The organism is Pseudomonas sp. LBUM1662, assembly GCF_059695915.1.
On the sequence record NZ_CP166793.1, the window covers coordinates 3,853,501 to 3,867,758 of the forward strand.

Consider the following 14,258-nt stretch of genomic DNA (forward strand, 5'->3'; position numbering starts at 1 on the left):
ATTAAAAGCTAGAGTGCGAACGGATTTCGTGAGGTTATATAAACTCTTGGTCAGGCAAAAGCGAAAGACCGCTTTGGGTCGATTTTTGCCTGTCGTCACCCTCAGATATGTGGCTTGGGGTTGGCGACCAGTTAAACATTGAGAGTGGGATGGAGTGATGGTGTTAAATCCAGTCCGGGATACGACTAACGCCCCAAATATTTGAGGCTTCAATCGACACGAATCTGTTGGGTGACCCGCGGTAAGTGAATGCGGCTTAATGCCCAGCGGCCGAAAAGTGAGAGTACCCACTTACATCGATTTGACCGAGACTACTTCCACAAACCTGAATTTTTTTCTGGCCGTCTTAGTAGCTTCTTGTTCTGCAACTAGGGAGCTCAGCGTATCGGCCTCATGCACCATCTCGTGCATCTCGCCTTCAAATTCGTTTCCCACACGGAGGGTAACTCTCAACCTAGGTGTGAAGCCTTTTGAGACTGCCTTTTTCTTGGCTGCCTTCACCGGTTGCACGATCACAACATCCGGGACTGTGTCCTGCACGTCTGAGTTAATTGCCGGCGCAGAGGGCTCAGAATCACCGAATAGCGCCCGGCGCATCTCATCTTCCATCAATTCCGTATTCATACCATTTTCTCAGAAGGGTGTTATCTATAACCTGATCGATTCTATCAGGATGGCCGGACTCTGTAGTAAAGCGTCAGGGTCAGACCTGAAGTGACAAAGGCCACCAGAGCAGATACCGGCGAGCGTCAGCATCTGTCCATCTGCCGCCTATCATGTCGGGCAGCTGTCGGCCAATAGCTGCCTGTTGCGAGGGCCCACGATTGGCCGATTGCGGACGTTCATTATGTTGCCTAGTTTTCGACCTATTAGTGTGGAAACGATAATGTTTCCGCTATAAGAAAGCGCCAGCCTTGTGGGACATCATCGGGACTATCGAACCAGCAGTGAGGGCTGTGGGATTGCAGCGGAATCTCCTGAAAAAAGATCCGAACACGCGGCCGGCTTCCACACCGCGACCATCGTCCCAACCTCGCAGGAACAGTCCTCGCAATCCGACACGGGAAAGGTGGTCACGCCGTCCATAGAACCGAACTTCATACCGATGCGCGCAAAGAGACTCGCAAACGTGGTGCGCGAGAACCACAATCTAAGATTGGATCGGCGCTTTGCATGGCACGACGTCGAACTGGCCAACCCCAAAGATTAGGCTGTGCTACCTTGTTTTGATAGCATTACGACATCACCACTGTTTTCGTAGCCGGATTTGTATTGATAGTCATAGCTCATCCGGCTTTTTCCCATGGGAAGGGTAAAATATGTTTGACTCAATTGTTTTCAAAAACTCATACAGTCATGATCAAAAAATAGATGTAGGGGCGCTTGCAGAAAGCCTTATTTTTTACGGTAAAGTTAAAATCGTAGGCAATCAAGGAACACTAAAATATCTATTAAGAAAAATACCGCCCGCCATTTTCCTGGACTTAATTGAACGAGATATTATAGAGTTTCATTTTTTATCCGACAATCTCGCCGTACACATTAGAAATGTTTCAGAAACCCGAAACCACTACAGTTTGGCGACGTTGCAGGACTCAAAAACAACCTATAACGAACATGCATTCACGACTTTTAAAGATGCGGCAAGTAGTAGCCCACAAGCCAAAACAATGGCTTACAAGTTTGAAAAAAAGCTACACCAACTTGATCATGGAAGCTTTAACCAGAACGCGCTATTGAAAAAATGGGAAAACTCTGAGGCCGTAGAGAGTTCCATCTCAACAATTTTGGATTATCTGGCCCCTCAATATATTCAAAAAGATAAATTAAGATTTCGCATTGAGTATCCTAGTACGGGTGGCTTTTTTATAGACACAAATATTGACCCCCTCCTTCTCTCCCGTACATACAGACTACCGCTACCAATGAAACAGGGAGTGCCAATATCCGTATTGCTATCGCAATTACAGTATTCCTATGAGTCATCTTTCTTTTCAGCATCATTAGACTCAGAGCTGTTCGTAGATCCATACGAACAAGAAATGCAAAAAAAGACACTTCAAGGATTATGGGCAAGAGATAACGAGTCACAAAAAGAAGTCAACGATTTTGTAGATCTAACACTAGACAACTGCAACACTATAAGGGAAGCGGTCAATTCAGGGAAGGTGAGTTTCTATGAAGTAGTTAAAGTAATAAACTCTTCGAAAGCTTTCAAGCGTTGGATACAGGGTGTGCCACCTGAAAAAACTCTTATGCAGGAATTTTACAAAGAGACAATAAAGGATTCCGCACTCTCAAAACTTCCTGCCAAGACATCTAAATGGATTTTATTCACAGGAACATCGCTTGCTCTAGGTAGCGTTTTGTCTGGAGGGATTGCTACTACAGCAGCTTTGACAATGGGTGTTATCGATACATTCTTAGCAGACAAAATAATCGGTGGGTGGAAACCACACCAATTTGTTGAAGGAAGCCTGAAGAGTACGTTTGGAAAAAAATAGGTTAGGAAAAACCGCTGCAGAGGCTACCTCCATGTACATGGGTAGCCTTATTGAGACGGGAAATACCGACAGACTCACACGTAGCCTGCCTTTATTCGAACGACGTAAATTGAATCGCCCCGAGATTTATAGATAGATCTAAACGTCAGGTTTTGTCTGGTAACGACTGGGACTGACCGGCTGCTTCGGCCGTTCCCTGCCTCTCGCGACAGGCAGTAAACGGCCAGAAGCGGACGATCATATGGAATCTGAAATGGGGAGTTCATCGATCCGAACAGGAGCGGGCCTTCCGTGCGAATCGGCTGATTGTAAATGGCTGCTGGATCGTGCTTCCTAGTCAGCGTAGCTGTAGCACAACGCTCTACTGATCGGCTTGCTGCAGCTCCTCCCAGTCCAGAAAAACGTCTAGTCGAACGCATCGTGCGATGTCTGGATCCTCCTCAGCATAAAGATCTTTCACCCATGGCTTGATTCGCTTCGCGAGTAGCGCGGTATCGGTCTTAGCGAAGGTGAATCCGGATACTTCCTCAAGTTTGCCTACCATGACAACTGAAGAGTTCTCACCAGATGCACTTTTAAAAGGCCTATCGAGCTGCGGTATTCGTACGCAGGCACCGGTAACGGCAACACGCTTAGTGGGGCCGTAATACACCGATATAATTGGCTTACCAACTGGCAGGGGCTCATCGGAATCATCTGGCCAGTCCTCGTAGAAATCTACTTTGGTGTTGCGCACCTCTGGTACATCGTCTCGCCGCGCCCGCTTGATCGCATCGGCTGCCGCCTCTTCGGCTTCGGCACTGGCTTTTAACCGGTGGATCTCGACACAGATACCACGGTTTCTGAGCTCCCCTGCATCAAGCGCCTCTGAAAAACTCTTCGCATGCTTAGGCCGGCTGGAGCGATTTCGGTCCCATTGGATTTCCGCAGCTGCCAAGCGCTGTTCTGTAATCGCGTCACCACGAGCCCACAGGTCGTCGAACCATTCCTGAACATGGGCAACTTGCGTATGTTCGTCAATCATTACCCCTGCCTCTTGCCAACCTGCGCATTCCGCACCCTCTAAACCGAGCCCATTAACGGAGCAGTTTGCTGACCCTATTATTGCGGTGGTCTCACTAACTGCGACCTTGGCATGTAGGTCATCGGCTATCCGTAGCTCGAGTCCTGGCAGCCGGATGGAGATCTTTAGGAGACTGCGAATGACCTCAGGATTGGTTCCTCCGTTGCCAAGATTGAACAAAATTCTCAAGGATTCTCCAGCCCAAGCGGTTTCAATCAATTTGTCAGCTCCACGCCCCCAGAAAGCTACCGCAAGTGAGACGTGCGTCCCCACTTCAATCAGATGATGAAACTGAGCTAGATAATTTTTCGTAGATAGGAACATGGACGCCCCGCTTTAATAGTGAAGTGGCATAGTAACCCGAGTGTGAGAGGAGCGGATCAGTTGTTATATATGCAGTCTGGGCAGTGCTGGGCAGTGCTGGGCAGTGCCTTGGGACAGGCCACTTGCAAAACGGGTTGTTCGATCTTGGCTGCTCTCGGCCAGAAGCAGCCATTTGGGTAGGTGCACGAAATCTGATCCAACCGTACGGCGGTTCTCTAGCACTTCATGGCTTTTCGATACTATGATGGGGCTCTAACCTCGGGTGGTAGCTGCACGCAAATGAAGTCAGACGACGAAGAGTACAAACTTTACGAAAAAATTTACCTCGCAGAGGCTGAGCGAAAAGAAAAACTGATGTCACGTCTCAATCTACCTTTGGCAATTATTGTGGCGCTGCTTAGTTTTCTTTCTTATCTGCTGTCGAAAGCACCAAGCGTCGAAACCACCGAAGGGGTTCTTTTCTGGATCGCCTATCTTATGGCCGGCGTCTATCTCTTGGTGGCGATGTCCCACTTTTCAAAAGCTTGGCGTGTACGTAAGGACGATTTGGTTATTCCAACTGCTGAAAAACTTGAAAGTCACCGAAAATTGTTGCTCGACTATTACGACGGAAATGTCGTACAAGCCAACGGGCAGTTCATGCTGACCATGATGGACTATTACATTATGGGCGCAACGAGAAACGCGACGAATAATGATAGTCGTAGCGCCCAGTTAGACCAGTTTTCAAAATATGTGATTTACGCTGTTATCGCGTCAGTTATTGCTTTTTTTCCAGCTTATCCAGCAACTCACAACAAGGAGATATGTGATGTCCGACCAAAAGCCACCACCACCACCACCACCACCACCACCACCGATGCGCAATGTTAGAGGTGATGTTCCATTGCCGCGTCGCGAACCACCGCCACCACCACCTCCCAAGAAAGCTTAAGCCGAGAGAGATTTCAGCCCTGAGCAGCTTGAGTCGCCCAGGGTTGAATCTTATCTGAAATGGATCGGAATTTCGCAATTCTAACCGCAAGTAAACATGGAGTTTTTGCAATGAAAACGCGCGTATTCATTTCTTTTGACTATGACAACGATATAACCTTAAAAACTTTTCTCGTCGGCCAAGCAAAGCTGGAGGATAGCCCTTTTTATTTAGCGGATTGGTCGATCAAAGAACACATTGACGAAGACTGGAAGGCGAAAGCTAGAACGAGGATTAAGGCTGTTGATGTCGTATGCGTGATATGCGGCGTGAAGACCGATACGGCAGTCGGGGTAAGCGCTGAAGTAAAGATTGCTCAGGAAGAAAAAATTCCATACTTCTTCCTTAAAGGCTACTCCGAAGCTGTATGTGTCAAACCTAAAGCGGCGTTACCTGGTGACAAGCTTTACAAGTGGACCTGGGATAATCTGAAGGCTTTGATCGGCGGGGGGCGATGATGAAAAAAGCCTTAGTAATTGGAATAGATGACTATCCAGCCGCCCCATTAATGGGTTGTGTCAACGACGCAGTTGCTATCGCGGAACTGCTAGAGAATGACGGAAATGGTGATCCCAATTTTTCTGTTATAAAATTGGTCAGTAACGAGCAGAAAGTCACAAGTGAATCGCTGATCAATTCGATATCCGAACTGTTCAGCGGTGAGGCTGATACGGCGCTCTTATATTTTGCTGGGCATGGAATAATCGTCCCCGAGACAAATGCGGGATACATTGTAAGTAGTGATGGACGCCGTGGCGCTTGGGGTACTTCTCTTTCCGAAATTCTTGGGTTGGCAAATAAAGCCCATCCGAAAATTAAGTCTTGCGTGATCATCCTTGATTGTTGCCATTCGGGTTACGCTGGAGAAGTGGCTGGCGTCGATGGAAATGCATCAGCGATCGGAACTGGTGTTACGATACTGACTGCAAGCCATCGTGAAGGTGGCGCAATGGAGGAAGATGGTCGTGGAATCTTCACGGATATATTGCTTGATGGCCTTAGAGGCGGCTGTTCGGACATCCTAGGGAATATCACCCCCGCCGCAATTTATTCCCATGTCGATCAAACCCTTGGGCCGTGGGAGCAACGGCCAATGTATAAAGCAAACGTTCAACACTTTGTAACTTTGCGAAAAGTTGAACCAAAAGTCCCAAAGGAAGTGCTGCGTAGGCTAGTGACATATTTCCCCAATAAGACTGATATTTTCGCACTAGATCCATCTTTCGAGTCTGACAGGATTAATATTCCAGAGGAATATAGACATCTGCCCATTAACGATGAGAATGTAAAAATTTTTAAAGAGCTCCAAAATTGCAATCGTTATGGTCTAGTAGTTCCAGTAGATGCCGACCACATGTTTTACGCTGCTATTAACTCCACTGGATGTAGGCTGACAGGCCTTGGGGCGCACTACAGGAAGCTGGCAGAGATGAAGAGAATATAATTTAAGCGTAGCTTTCTGTTTTATTGATAAAGCAGTGCAGGAAAATAAAATCAGGAAGGGGCTTTGGCGCAGTCGCCCCTCCGATTTTTTATTTGCGCAACCTTGGTCTAGGTGAAAAAGTTAATTTGGTAGCTGCCGAGATTAGTCGTCCGACTTTATTTGTTGCAGTATGAAATCCAGATATCGCTTAACTTGTTCTTTATCACTATCCTGTTCTTTTTTAGAAAGGTTGTGGTAAGGCGTATTTAGTTGCCGCTCCCATCTCTCAACGAGCTCACGAGGAATCGTCAGGGAGCCGTCATTATTCTTTGAGCACTGAGAGTGAAGATATTTTTGCCAATGGGCCCATCGCTCATGTTCGATTGCGGCGAGCGGCTCCACAAGTTCAAGTAAATTCTGCTCTAACATTTGTTTACTCACTTTGCTTGGTGGATTTTGTCTGACGATTTTTTATCTTAGTAATTGCGGTGAAAATCTGCCGCGGCTTGTCTGGTAGGGCATGCGAACTAGAATCAATGCAGGGTAAAGTACGGTGCTTGCCAGAGCAATTCGAATTTACTTGCGTACTTCGCCGTGAACTATCACCGCCCTAGGCTACTAAAGTGCGGAGGGGCGCAGACTTCCACCCGTTTTTAACATCTGAATCGCCTTTATTTTTGTCGACACACGGAATGACTGCTTTTGGCCGATTTCTGCCTGTCGTGTAGGGATGGGCTGGGCTGGGCTGGGCTGGGCTGGGCTGGGCTGAAACCTACCGTTATCCGCACGCACCGACAGCTCCCTCCCAGCGAGGAGCAGAAATCGAAAAAATTACTAAGGCGCCCATTGGATTATCCCGTCAATGGTGCATTTTCGGCGACTCGAACCCGGAGTAAGCGGTACAGGAACTCAAAAGCACGAACTGATTTTTATGCGACATGCAAAACGCTACAATTGGAACAACCAATCCAGAAAACTGCGATAAATAAGCAAAACTTTCCGACCACTTCACACCATCAGGCCGTTGCCCCCTTCACTCTTGAAACGGCTGCACCGCCTGCAAATGGTTCGAGAAACCCGAGTCGGTCTCACACCGCCACGTCGCCCACAACTTACAGCCCTTCCCCTCCCCCACATCCAACTCGAATGCCAGCCAGTTCCTGGCGGGCATCATGTAACGGTTAGATCCCGGGAAAAGCATCATTTCAACGCAATGCTGTACATCAATTGACTGAACCTTACTGGCAGTCTGATTCAGCAACTGAAGGAAAAGCCATTCTGATACCCCGATCAACGAGGGGTGAACCACCCCGGATGAGGTGAACTGTTGAACCTGTGCCCAGTTCGAGGTCGGAGGAATGTCCCGGCGATAGCAACTCCCCCAAGCCGCCACATGCACATCCCCGGAGGCAATCGACACACGTAAAAGCTTCTGCTCCGCAACACGCGTCAGCGTCTCCAGAAGCCGCTTGCGCTCACCTTCGTGATCACCGTGCGACCAATGATCCTTCAAATCATCTGCATTGCTGTCGAGCACATCATCTTGACCAAACGTATCAAGCAGCCCTTCAGCCAGCGATAACTTAGGATGTGCCACAGGAACAGATGACATAAAAATCAAATGCTGACACTTGCTACCTGGGTGAGCCGGTTTGCCATCTCGAAGCGTGGCGAGCCAATCCTGCATCGCCCCCCAACTCCCCTCACCAAGCACCTGAGTGCGAGAACGCTCCGTGCGTAAATCCCCCACATACAAGGACACGGGCCCTATGTGATGAGCAAAGCTGAATCCCGGCTGCTTATCGAGAAACGGCAGCGCCAATGGATCGTCCGCAAGCTCCACACTCCATTCGATCGGCTCAAACTGCGGATCCTGTTTTGAAATATTCACCCGCTGTTGCTGCGCCAGCAAGGGTGGCAAATCCTCGAGCGCGTGCTGAAGCTGAAATACCCAAAACGCTTGGCGAGCACAACGCATCAACACCTGGAACACCGAGCAGTGCTGCATCTCAGGACTGTAGGAGCCCCAGCCATCGAAGATGTCGTGGTCATCCCACATCATCACCGTTGGTATACGCGACATGGCATCGGCTGCATCGAGGTTCGGCAAACCCTTGCCCCAGTCACTACGCGTGTCCGGTAACCAGCGCTTGGCATACAGCTCGAAATAATAGGACTCGATCTCCTGCTCAAGCGCAGCATTCACCTTGAATTTCAGCTGGTCCTTACGCGACAAACCCACCCATTGCTTGAGAGGTTTGACATCCTCCCAAATCGAGTCGAAGTAAATCTGGTCCCCCCCCATCAGCAGCAGGTGGAAGCGCTTCAAATGTTTGTCATGAATTCGGCTTTCGTGCCAAAGCTGTTCCTTGTCCAACTCAAAATCGTTGGGACGCAGTTCACTGTCATGGTTTTCGATTAGATCTGCCCAAACAGCATTTTGAGGTTTAGCCAGCTTGCGCATTGCAGAGGGGTCGGAAAAGCCATTGCAGGAGACATACGCCATCCTGGGTGCATAGTCTTTGCCAGGCACAGAGAACTTCCATCTAAAAACTTCCCCCGCCAATCCAAACTCTACGACCCGTTCCTCTTTCTGGAGGGCACAGCTCAGGTCATAACGAAGGATGGTTTCCTTAGGCCGCGCCAGCAGAACCACGGGGACGGGACACGCTTTCCCTTCGATCGTGAGCTTGGGTATAGGCAAACCGGTGGTGATGCCAATCAACGCAGTGACCCTCCACTTCCCTGCACTGATTCCTCGAAACGAAAGCACGGGTCCCACGGTGAAAAGCGACTTGGCCATCCTTGTTATCTCCCTTGATATTCAGCAGCGATTACTCTGACGATCTTGGCGCGCGAAGCAGCTCTCTTCGCCAAGATGTCGGCCTCGCCGGTTTGATCCAGCCACTCCATGAATCGTTGTAGGGCATGGCGGGTTTGTGATTCATCACGGCAATTTGCCAGGAACGCAAATTGCACTTTCTGTACGTCGTCTGCGACGAAGATGCCGAAGGAACCACTGACCACCGTGGCATCGGCGAAACCTAGCAACGCGGTCGCCTGTGTCTCTGTTGCACCTCGATGACAGGCAATCAGATGCAATGGTCCGACCGCGGTTTTCAAGGCATTCGCATGAAGGTGATCAAGTAGAAAGGGTTTACCGACAAGCTCGCGCGCTGCAGCGACAGTGAATGCGGCCGGGATGGCGTGGACCAAAACTGCTACTTTCGCACCGGCAATGGGTACAACGACGGCGGTCTCACTGGAGGCTGCACCTGTTCCGGTCAGTGCTCTCAACAGAACCGCTTCCATCGCGCGTTTACGTTGGCGGAAATCGAGACGGGTCCAGTCGAGCGCCTGCCCCATGTCAAAACGCGAAGAGGCCGCCGCCGTAACACCTCGCTGGGTCAGCACAACCAGAGCGTCAAGAAGCGCTTCATGCACCCGGCTGCGCAATTGCTCGACAGTGGAAACAGTCCCGCCTCGGAAAGGTGTCTGTAGCGAGACAAAGTCCTGGAACAGTTTATTGCGCGCAGTCTCAGCGTCCTGCCCTTCACCCACAGGAATATTGGGCATAGCAATCAGGCGCACCTTGCCGCGGGTAGTGGCCAGGCCTTCCATGTATTCAGCATGGCAAATGCCGATGTCGCCAGCACGCTTGGCCCAACCTGCATTGCCATTGGACAACACGAGCATCACATCGCAATCACGAACAGCCTGTAGGCAAGTATCCCAGCTGTCGTCCATAGCATCGGCGGGTGGAGCGTCTTCATTGATCCAGACTTCAAACACCTGCTTGCCGAACAGCTTTGTGCCCTCGATTTCGCGCTTGAGTTGCTCGCGAATTGAGCTAAGGGTGTGATCGCTATCAATGGGGAAACGGTCGTTGCAACGACTCGAAAGCATGACCTTGATTTTTTTGGACTGGGCCATCCTTGCTCCTAAACCTCAACCAGAGGCACTAACGGCTCTGTGATCAAAGGTGATCCTTGCGCAACAAAGGTGAGCCGCGCGGACAGTTCTCCTAGAACAGCACAGAAGTAGCAAAATGCAATTATTTTGCGATCATATCGCCCTTACCAAGCTTTAAGCTTGGTAACCGCTTGTGACGAGCTCATATAGGCTAACTTCATCTGCACGCTTGGCGAGCACCTGTCGAGATAAAAAACCGGTGCCGCTAAGCTGATGTCTGCTATGGGCTAACCACGACATATCCGCGCCACAACCGATCTGGAAAGCGTCTAATCGGATGTGGATAAGTCGAGAGCAGCTTCGTCCACCATCAAACCTTGTACATAAAAAAAGTCATTAGTATAGGAAACCGCCCTCCCTGGACAAGCGTCTAGATGCCTACTAGCGTTGTGATACCACCACTTTTAGCTAAATGGGTACTCATTGGGTTGTTGAGTCGAGTGGTGTCTCACTACTTCCCGTGATCCGGAGCAGCCATGAACGACAATCCAGATGTCGACGATAAAGAAGACGATCCAAAAGCAAAAAAAAATAAAGAGATTCAGAGTAGTTATAGTAATGACTCTCCTGGAGTAACCGACAGTAACTTAGTCCGTGTTGGTCCTGTTTTTTATTCTGCCCTTGTAATGGGCTTGATCATGATCGGCTTAGGGACAGCATTCGAAGTGATGCACCTTGGTAGCTTTGCATTAAAGACGTTTATGTTTTGCGCAGGTTTTGGAATAATTCTTGGAGCACTAGGCTCCACAGCAAATCTCAACGTACTCGGCACATCAATGACCGTTGCCGGCTCTGCAGCACTTGCAATCGGAATCTTCTTAATTATTCTTGAACATACGGATAATCGTTATTTACGTATAAATATTGAAGACGACACAAAAGAGGCAAACATGATTCTTACCGGCGATGATCCTTTTTTTGGATCGCGCCAAGACACCAGCTATGACTTCATAGCGTTTAACAAAGATATCTCTCGAAATAAATTATCGCTATTTGTTACCATCAATGGAACAGATCAGGTGTTTAAGTGCATAGATGCGTCATTGATCAGACCACACCTAGGTTCAGGAGGTATTATCCACTGGAATTATAATTTCCCTGAAGCAAGCCTAAGTGACGAGATGGGCAATACGATTGCTAAAGTTGGCCCTTGCAGAAGCGGAACACTGACCAACAAAGCGGCAGCCGATGCTCCTATCATTTCAAATAATCCGTCTTGGACACTGTTTTCAACCGCCAATGCAACTGAGCCTGAGCTAAGCGTTGATGAACTTATAGGAAAACTTAATTCAGACAACCCATATGTGAGGCACGACGCACGAACTGAGCTTGGTAAAAAGGGCATTGTCGCTGCGCGACCACTCCTGAGTGAAGTAAAAAAACCCGATAACACCTATCGAAAAAAACTCGGAGCACTCGTCTCTCTTGATGAGATTGCAGAGTCGAAAGCTGGCCAAGACGGCGAACTTAAAGCAATCGTTGACGAAGAGGATTTGAAGGCATTGACCAAAGCCTCAACCAGTAGCGATGATACCATTCAATCATTTGCTACAAATGTCCTAGTTAACCTAAAAGATCCGCGAGCTATCCCGGCTGTCATTCAACAATTGCCAGAGTCGAGCGCCAATGGCCAATATAACCTCTTATGGGTGCTTCACCAGACTTTACCCCTAGCTGATGAAGAGCAAAAACAATCTGTCGCGGAGACAACCAAGTCCTTTGTGGCAAAAGATGAAAGATCGTTAAAATTAATTGAATCTATTCAGTTAGAGGCCCATTAAAACGATCCGGCAAACACGGCTTGATATTTGTAGGTGTATCATCGCAATCTCTAGAATCAGATACATTCGTGTTGCGCAGCAACCAATCGCGCAGGAAGGGATCCAAATCTCAACCATATCGCCCGGTTCAGCCTGAAGACGTCTTGGTTCGCAAGCATGGAAAACGTCTCGTGCGGCCAAAACCTCGTGTAACGCAGCACCTCGCGACGTATCTGACGAGCGAGCGCATCTTAGCTCGTGGTGCGCGCAAAACCAGCAAAGGCTTGGTCAATGCTGTAGACCTGAATTTTTTTCGGCGGTATTTCTCACACCGCGCTCAATTAGTCACCAACGCATGACAAGCCCTGCAAGCTGCGCTTCTCAGGTCATTATCCACAGATACATCCACTCATTTTGTGGATAGCTTATTGAGGCCGGCCCTATGGAAACTCATCTGCACTGAACCGTCCAAAGCTGATCAACCCTCGTGGTGAAGCTCTGACTCATCATCTCCCGCCGCATCGCCCAATCCGGATTACTCGGCACGCTCGCCGCACGTAGCGTCCCCCTTCCCCACCGCCCATTAATCTTGTCCAACACAGCCATCACCTTGGTCGCCTCTGATGGCTGTGAGACCGCAAACAAATCATCCGTGTACTCGCCCGGCTGACAAAGGTTGAGGAGCATGACCTCGGCTTTGCTGTACTTGAACCCTGGCCGGTACACACGCTCGAGCGCATCCACCGCAGCCTTGGTCAGCAACCTCACATCGTCGGTTGGATAAGGCAGGTCCACCACTACCCCATTGGCGAACTTGGCTTCCTCAGGATTGAACATACCCGTTCGGATGCTGACGCGGATTTTCTTGCACACTGAGCCCTGGGCACGAAGCTTCTCCGAGGCGCGCATCATGTAAGTCGCCACCGCCTCCTTGATCGGCGCCAACTCTGTGAGACGCTTCCCGAACATTCGGCTACAGCAGATTTCCTGCTTCGGTGGTTCAGGCTCATCCAATTCAAGGCAAGGCGTTCCAGCCAACTCCCTGGCCGTCTTCTCGATGACAACACTGAATTTCGTGCGCAGCATCCGCGGATCAGCCTTGGCCAGGTCCATGGCGGTTTTAACGCCCAGTGCGTCCAAGTGCATTTTCATGCGTCGACCGACACCCCACACCTCAGACACATCAGTGTTGCGCAACACCCAATCGCGCTTGAAGGAATCACAGATATCGACCACTCCACCCGTTTCAGCTTGAAGGCGTTTTGCGGTGTGGTTCGCGAGCTTGGCCAGCGTCTTTGTGTGGGCGATTCCTACGCCGACGGGAATGCCAGTGCAACGCAGCACCTGACTACGAATGCGACGTCCGAGTGCATCCAGGTCCGAGATGCCCGTCAGATCAGCGAACGCTTCGTCAATGCTGTAGACCTCCACCGCCGGCACCATCGATTCGATCAACGTCATCACACGCTCACTCATGTCGCCATATAGCGCGTAGTTTGAGGAGAAAGGAACGATGCCGTGTTGCTTGAGTTTGTGCTTGATCTGGAAGTACGGCTCTCCCATTTTCACAAAGGGCTTGGCGTCGTAGCTGCGGGCAATCACACAGCCGTCGTTGTTGCTCAGCACCACGATGGGCACACGCGCTAAATCAGGACGAAATACACGCTCGCAGCTGGCGTAGAAGCTGTTGCAATCGATCAGCGCAAACACTGGCTCCAGCTTTTTAGACATGGCTGCGCACGCTGCTGGTGATCACACCCCAGATGGATAGCTCGTCTCCTTCGAGAACGTATCGTGGTGGGTATTTGGGGTTTTCTGAGAGCAGGATCATTTGAGTGCCGCGCTTGCACAGTCGCTTGCACATGGGTTCGTTATTCAGCAGTGCCACCACGATATCGTTGTGGCCCGCTTCCAATGCGCGATCGACGATGGCCAAGTCTCCGTCGAAGATTCCAGCGCCTTGCATGCTGTCGCGCGCGATGGAGATCAGGTACACGTGAGGCGCCCGGATGTTCAGGATCTCATCCAGAGAGATGTGCTGTTCAATGTGATCAGCAGCGGGTGAAGGAAAGCCAGCCGGAACGCGGAATGAGCAGCGAGGGAGCTTGATGCCGCCTTCTGCGAGTGGGCCGAGGATGGTAACGCTCATGGAGACGCCTTCTACAAATACTGTATTTTTGTACAGTTAACGTCGAAGTGGCGCACCGGTCAATTTTTCATGTGGATAATTTCGACAGAC

Annotated in this window: 11 protein-coding genes and 2 pseudogenes; 5 read left to right on the top strand and 8 right to left on the bottom strand. The window is 49.8% G+C overall.

The annotated features are described in order from the left end of the window. Window positions 1-291: 291 nt before the first annotated feature. Window positions 292-624, bottom strand: a complete 333-nt coding sequence (locus tag ACA049_RS17235; protein ID WP_348124443.1) for a hypothetical protein — start codon at window positions 622-624, stop codon at window positions 292-294. Window positions 625-1,319: 695 nt separating this feature from the next. On the opposite strand from ACA049_RS17235, the gene ACA049_RS17240 reads away from it, so the two are divergent. Then, on the top strand, window positions 1,320-2,504 hold the full coding sequence (locus ACA049_RS17240; RefSeq protein WP_497328496.1) for a hypothetical protein: 1,185 nt from the start codon (window positions 1,320-1,322) through the stop codon (window positions 2,502-2,504). A gap of 361 nt (window positions 2,505-2,865) precedes the next feature. On the opposite strand, the gene ACA049_RS17245 is transcribed toward ACA049_RS17240, so the two are convergent. Further along, the gene (locus tag ACA049_RS17245) at window positions 2,866-3,891 is read right to left on the bottom strand and encodes a phospholipase D family protein (protein ID WP_497328497.1); all 1,026 of its coding nucleotides are present in this window, start codon (window positions 3,889-3,891) and stop codon (window positions 2,866-2,868) included. 279 nt (window positions 3,892-4,170) lie between these two features. On the opposite strand from ACA049_RS17245, the gene ACA049_RS17250 reads away from it, so the two are divergent. The 3 genes and pseudogenes from ACA049_RS17250 to ACA049_RS17260 form a co-directional block, all read left to right on the top strand. Then, the gene (locus ACA049_RS17250) at window positions 4,171-4,764 is read left to right on the top strand and encodes a hypothetical protein (RefSeq protein ID WP_497328498.1); all 594 of its coding nucleotides are present in this window, start codon (window positions 4,171-4,173) and stop codon (window positions 4,762-4,764) included. Window positions 4,765-4,935: 171 nt separating this feature from the next. After that, window positions 4,936-5,322: a TIR domain-containing protein gene (locus tag ACA049_RS17255; RefSeq protein ID WP_497328499.1), complete on the top strand. Its 387-nt coding sequence runs from the start codon at window positions 4,936-4,938 to the stop codon at window positions 5,320-5,322. Then, window positions 5,322-5,909 (top strand): annotated as a pseudogene (locus ACA049_RS17260) (caspase family protein); the annotation flags it as partial. The gene ACA049_RS17255 and the pseudogene ACA049_RS17260, both read left to right, overlap by 1 nt. A 58-nt stretch (window positions 5,910-5,967) precedes the next feature. Here ACA049_RS17260 and ACA049_RS17265 read toward each other — a convergent pair. From ACA049_RS17265 to ACA049_RS17280, 4 genes and pseudogenes are all read right to left on the bottom strand, one after another. Further along, window positions 5,968-6,042, bottom strand: a pseudogene (locus ACA049_RS17265) (hypothetical protein); the annotation flags it as partial. 407 nt (window positions 6,043-6,449) lie between these two features. Further along, a complete protein-coding gene (locus ACA049_RS17270) occupies window positions 6,450-6,716 on the bottom strand; it encodes a hypothetical protein (protein WP_497328500.1) in 267 nt (88 codons plus the stop codon). 604 nt (window positions 6,717-7,320) lie between these two features. Beyond that, entirely contained in the window at window positions 7,321-9,090 is a 1,770-nt protein-coding gene (locus ACA049_RS17275; RefSeq protein WP_497328501.1) for an alkaline phosphatase D family protein, read from the bottom strand. Between the two features lie 5 nt (window positions 9,091-9,095). Next, window positions 9,096-10,220, bottom strand: coding sequence for a DUF4062 domain-containing protein (locus ACA049_RS17280; RefSeq protein ID WP_497328502.1), 1,125 nt, complete (start codon window positions 10,218-10,220; stop codon window positions 9,096-9,098). A gap of 515 nt (window positions 10,221-10,735) precedes the next feature. Between ACA049_RS17280 and ACA049_RS17285 the strand changes: the two genes are divergently transcribed. Then, entirely contained in the window at window positions 10,736-12,040 is a 1,305-nt protein-coding gene (locus tag ACA049_RS17285; RefSeq protein ID WP_497328503.1) for a HEAT repeat domain-containing protein, read from the top strand. Window positions 12,041-12,469: 429 nt separating this feature from the next. Here ACA049_RS17285 and umuC read toward each other — a convergent pair whose 3' ends face one another. Both umuC and ACA049_RS17295 read right to left on the bottom strand, forming a co-directional pair. Continuing rightward, complete coding sequence (gene umuC / locus ACA049_RS17290; RefSeq protein ID WP_497328504.1) at window positions 12,470-13,750, bottom strand: translesion error-prone DNA polymerase V subunit UmuC; 1,281 nt, start codon at window positions 13,748-13,750, stop codon at window positions 12,470-12,472. Next, a complete protein-coding gene (locus ACA049_RS17295) occupies window positions 13,743-14,168 on the bottom strand; it encodes a LexA family protein (protein WP_497328505.1) in 426 nt (141 codons plus the stop codon). The genes umuC and ACA049_RS17295 overlap by 8 nt, the downstream gene beginning before the upstream one ends. Window positions 14,169-14,258: the final 90 nt, after the last annotated feature.

Coding starts and splice junctions, on each gene's coding strand:
- ACA049_RS17235 (WP_348124443.1), bottom strand. CDS start 624: ATGAATACGGAATTGATGGAAGATGAGATGCGCCGGGCGCTATTCGGT.
- ACA049_RS17240 (WP_497328496.1), top strand. CDS start 1,320: ATGTTTGACTCAATTGTTTTCAAAAACTCATACAGTCATGATCAAAAA.
- ACA049_RS17245 (WP_497328497.1), bottom strand. CDS start 3,891: ATGTTCCTATCTACGAAAAATTATCTAGCTCAGTTTCATCATCTGATT.
- ACA049_RS17250 (WP_497328498.1), top strand. CDS start 4,171: ATGAAGTCAGACGACGAAGAGTACAAACTTTACGAAAAAATTTACCTC.
- ACA049_RS17255 (WP_497328499.1), top strand. CDS start 4,936: ATGAAAACGCGCGTATTCATTTCTTTTGACTATGACAACGATATAACC.
- ACA049_RS17270 (WP_497328500.1), bottom strand. CDS start 6,716: ATGTTAGAGCAGAATTTACTTGAACTTGTGGAGCCGCTCGCCGCAATC.
- ACA049_RS17275 (WP_497328501.1), bottom strand. CDS start 9,090: ATGGCCAAGTCGCTTTTCACCGTGGGACCCGTGCTTTCGTTTCGAGGA.
- ACA049_RS17280 (WP_497328502.1), bottom strand. CDS start 10,220: ATGGCCCAGTCCAAAAAAATCAAGGTCATGCTTTCGAGTCGTTGCAAC.
- ACA049_RS17285 (WP_497328503.1), top strand. CDS start 10,736: ATGAACGACAATCCAGATGTCGACGATAAAGAAGACGATCCAAAAGCA.
- umuC (WP_497328504.1), bottom strand. CDS start 13,750: ATGTCTAAAAAGCTGGAGCCAGTGTTTGCGCTGATCGATTGCAACAGC.
- ACA049_RS17295 (WP_497328505.1), bottom strand. CDS start 14,168: ATGAGCGTTACCATCCTCGGCCCACTCGCAGAAGGCGGCATCAAGCTC.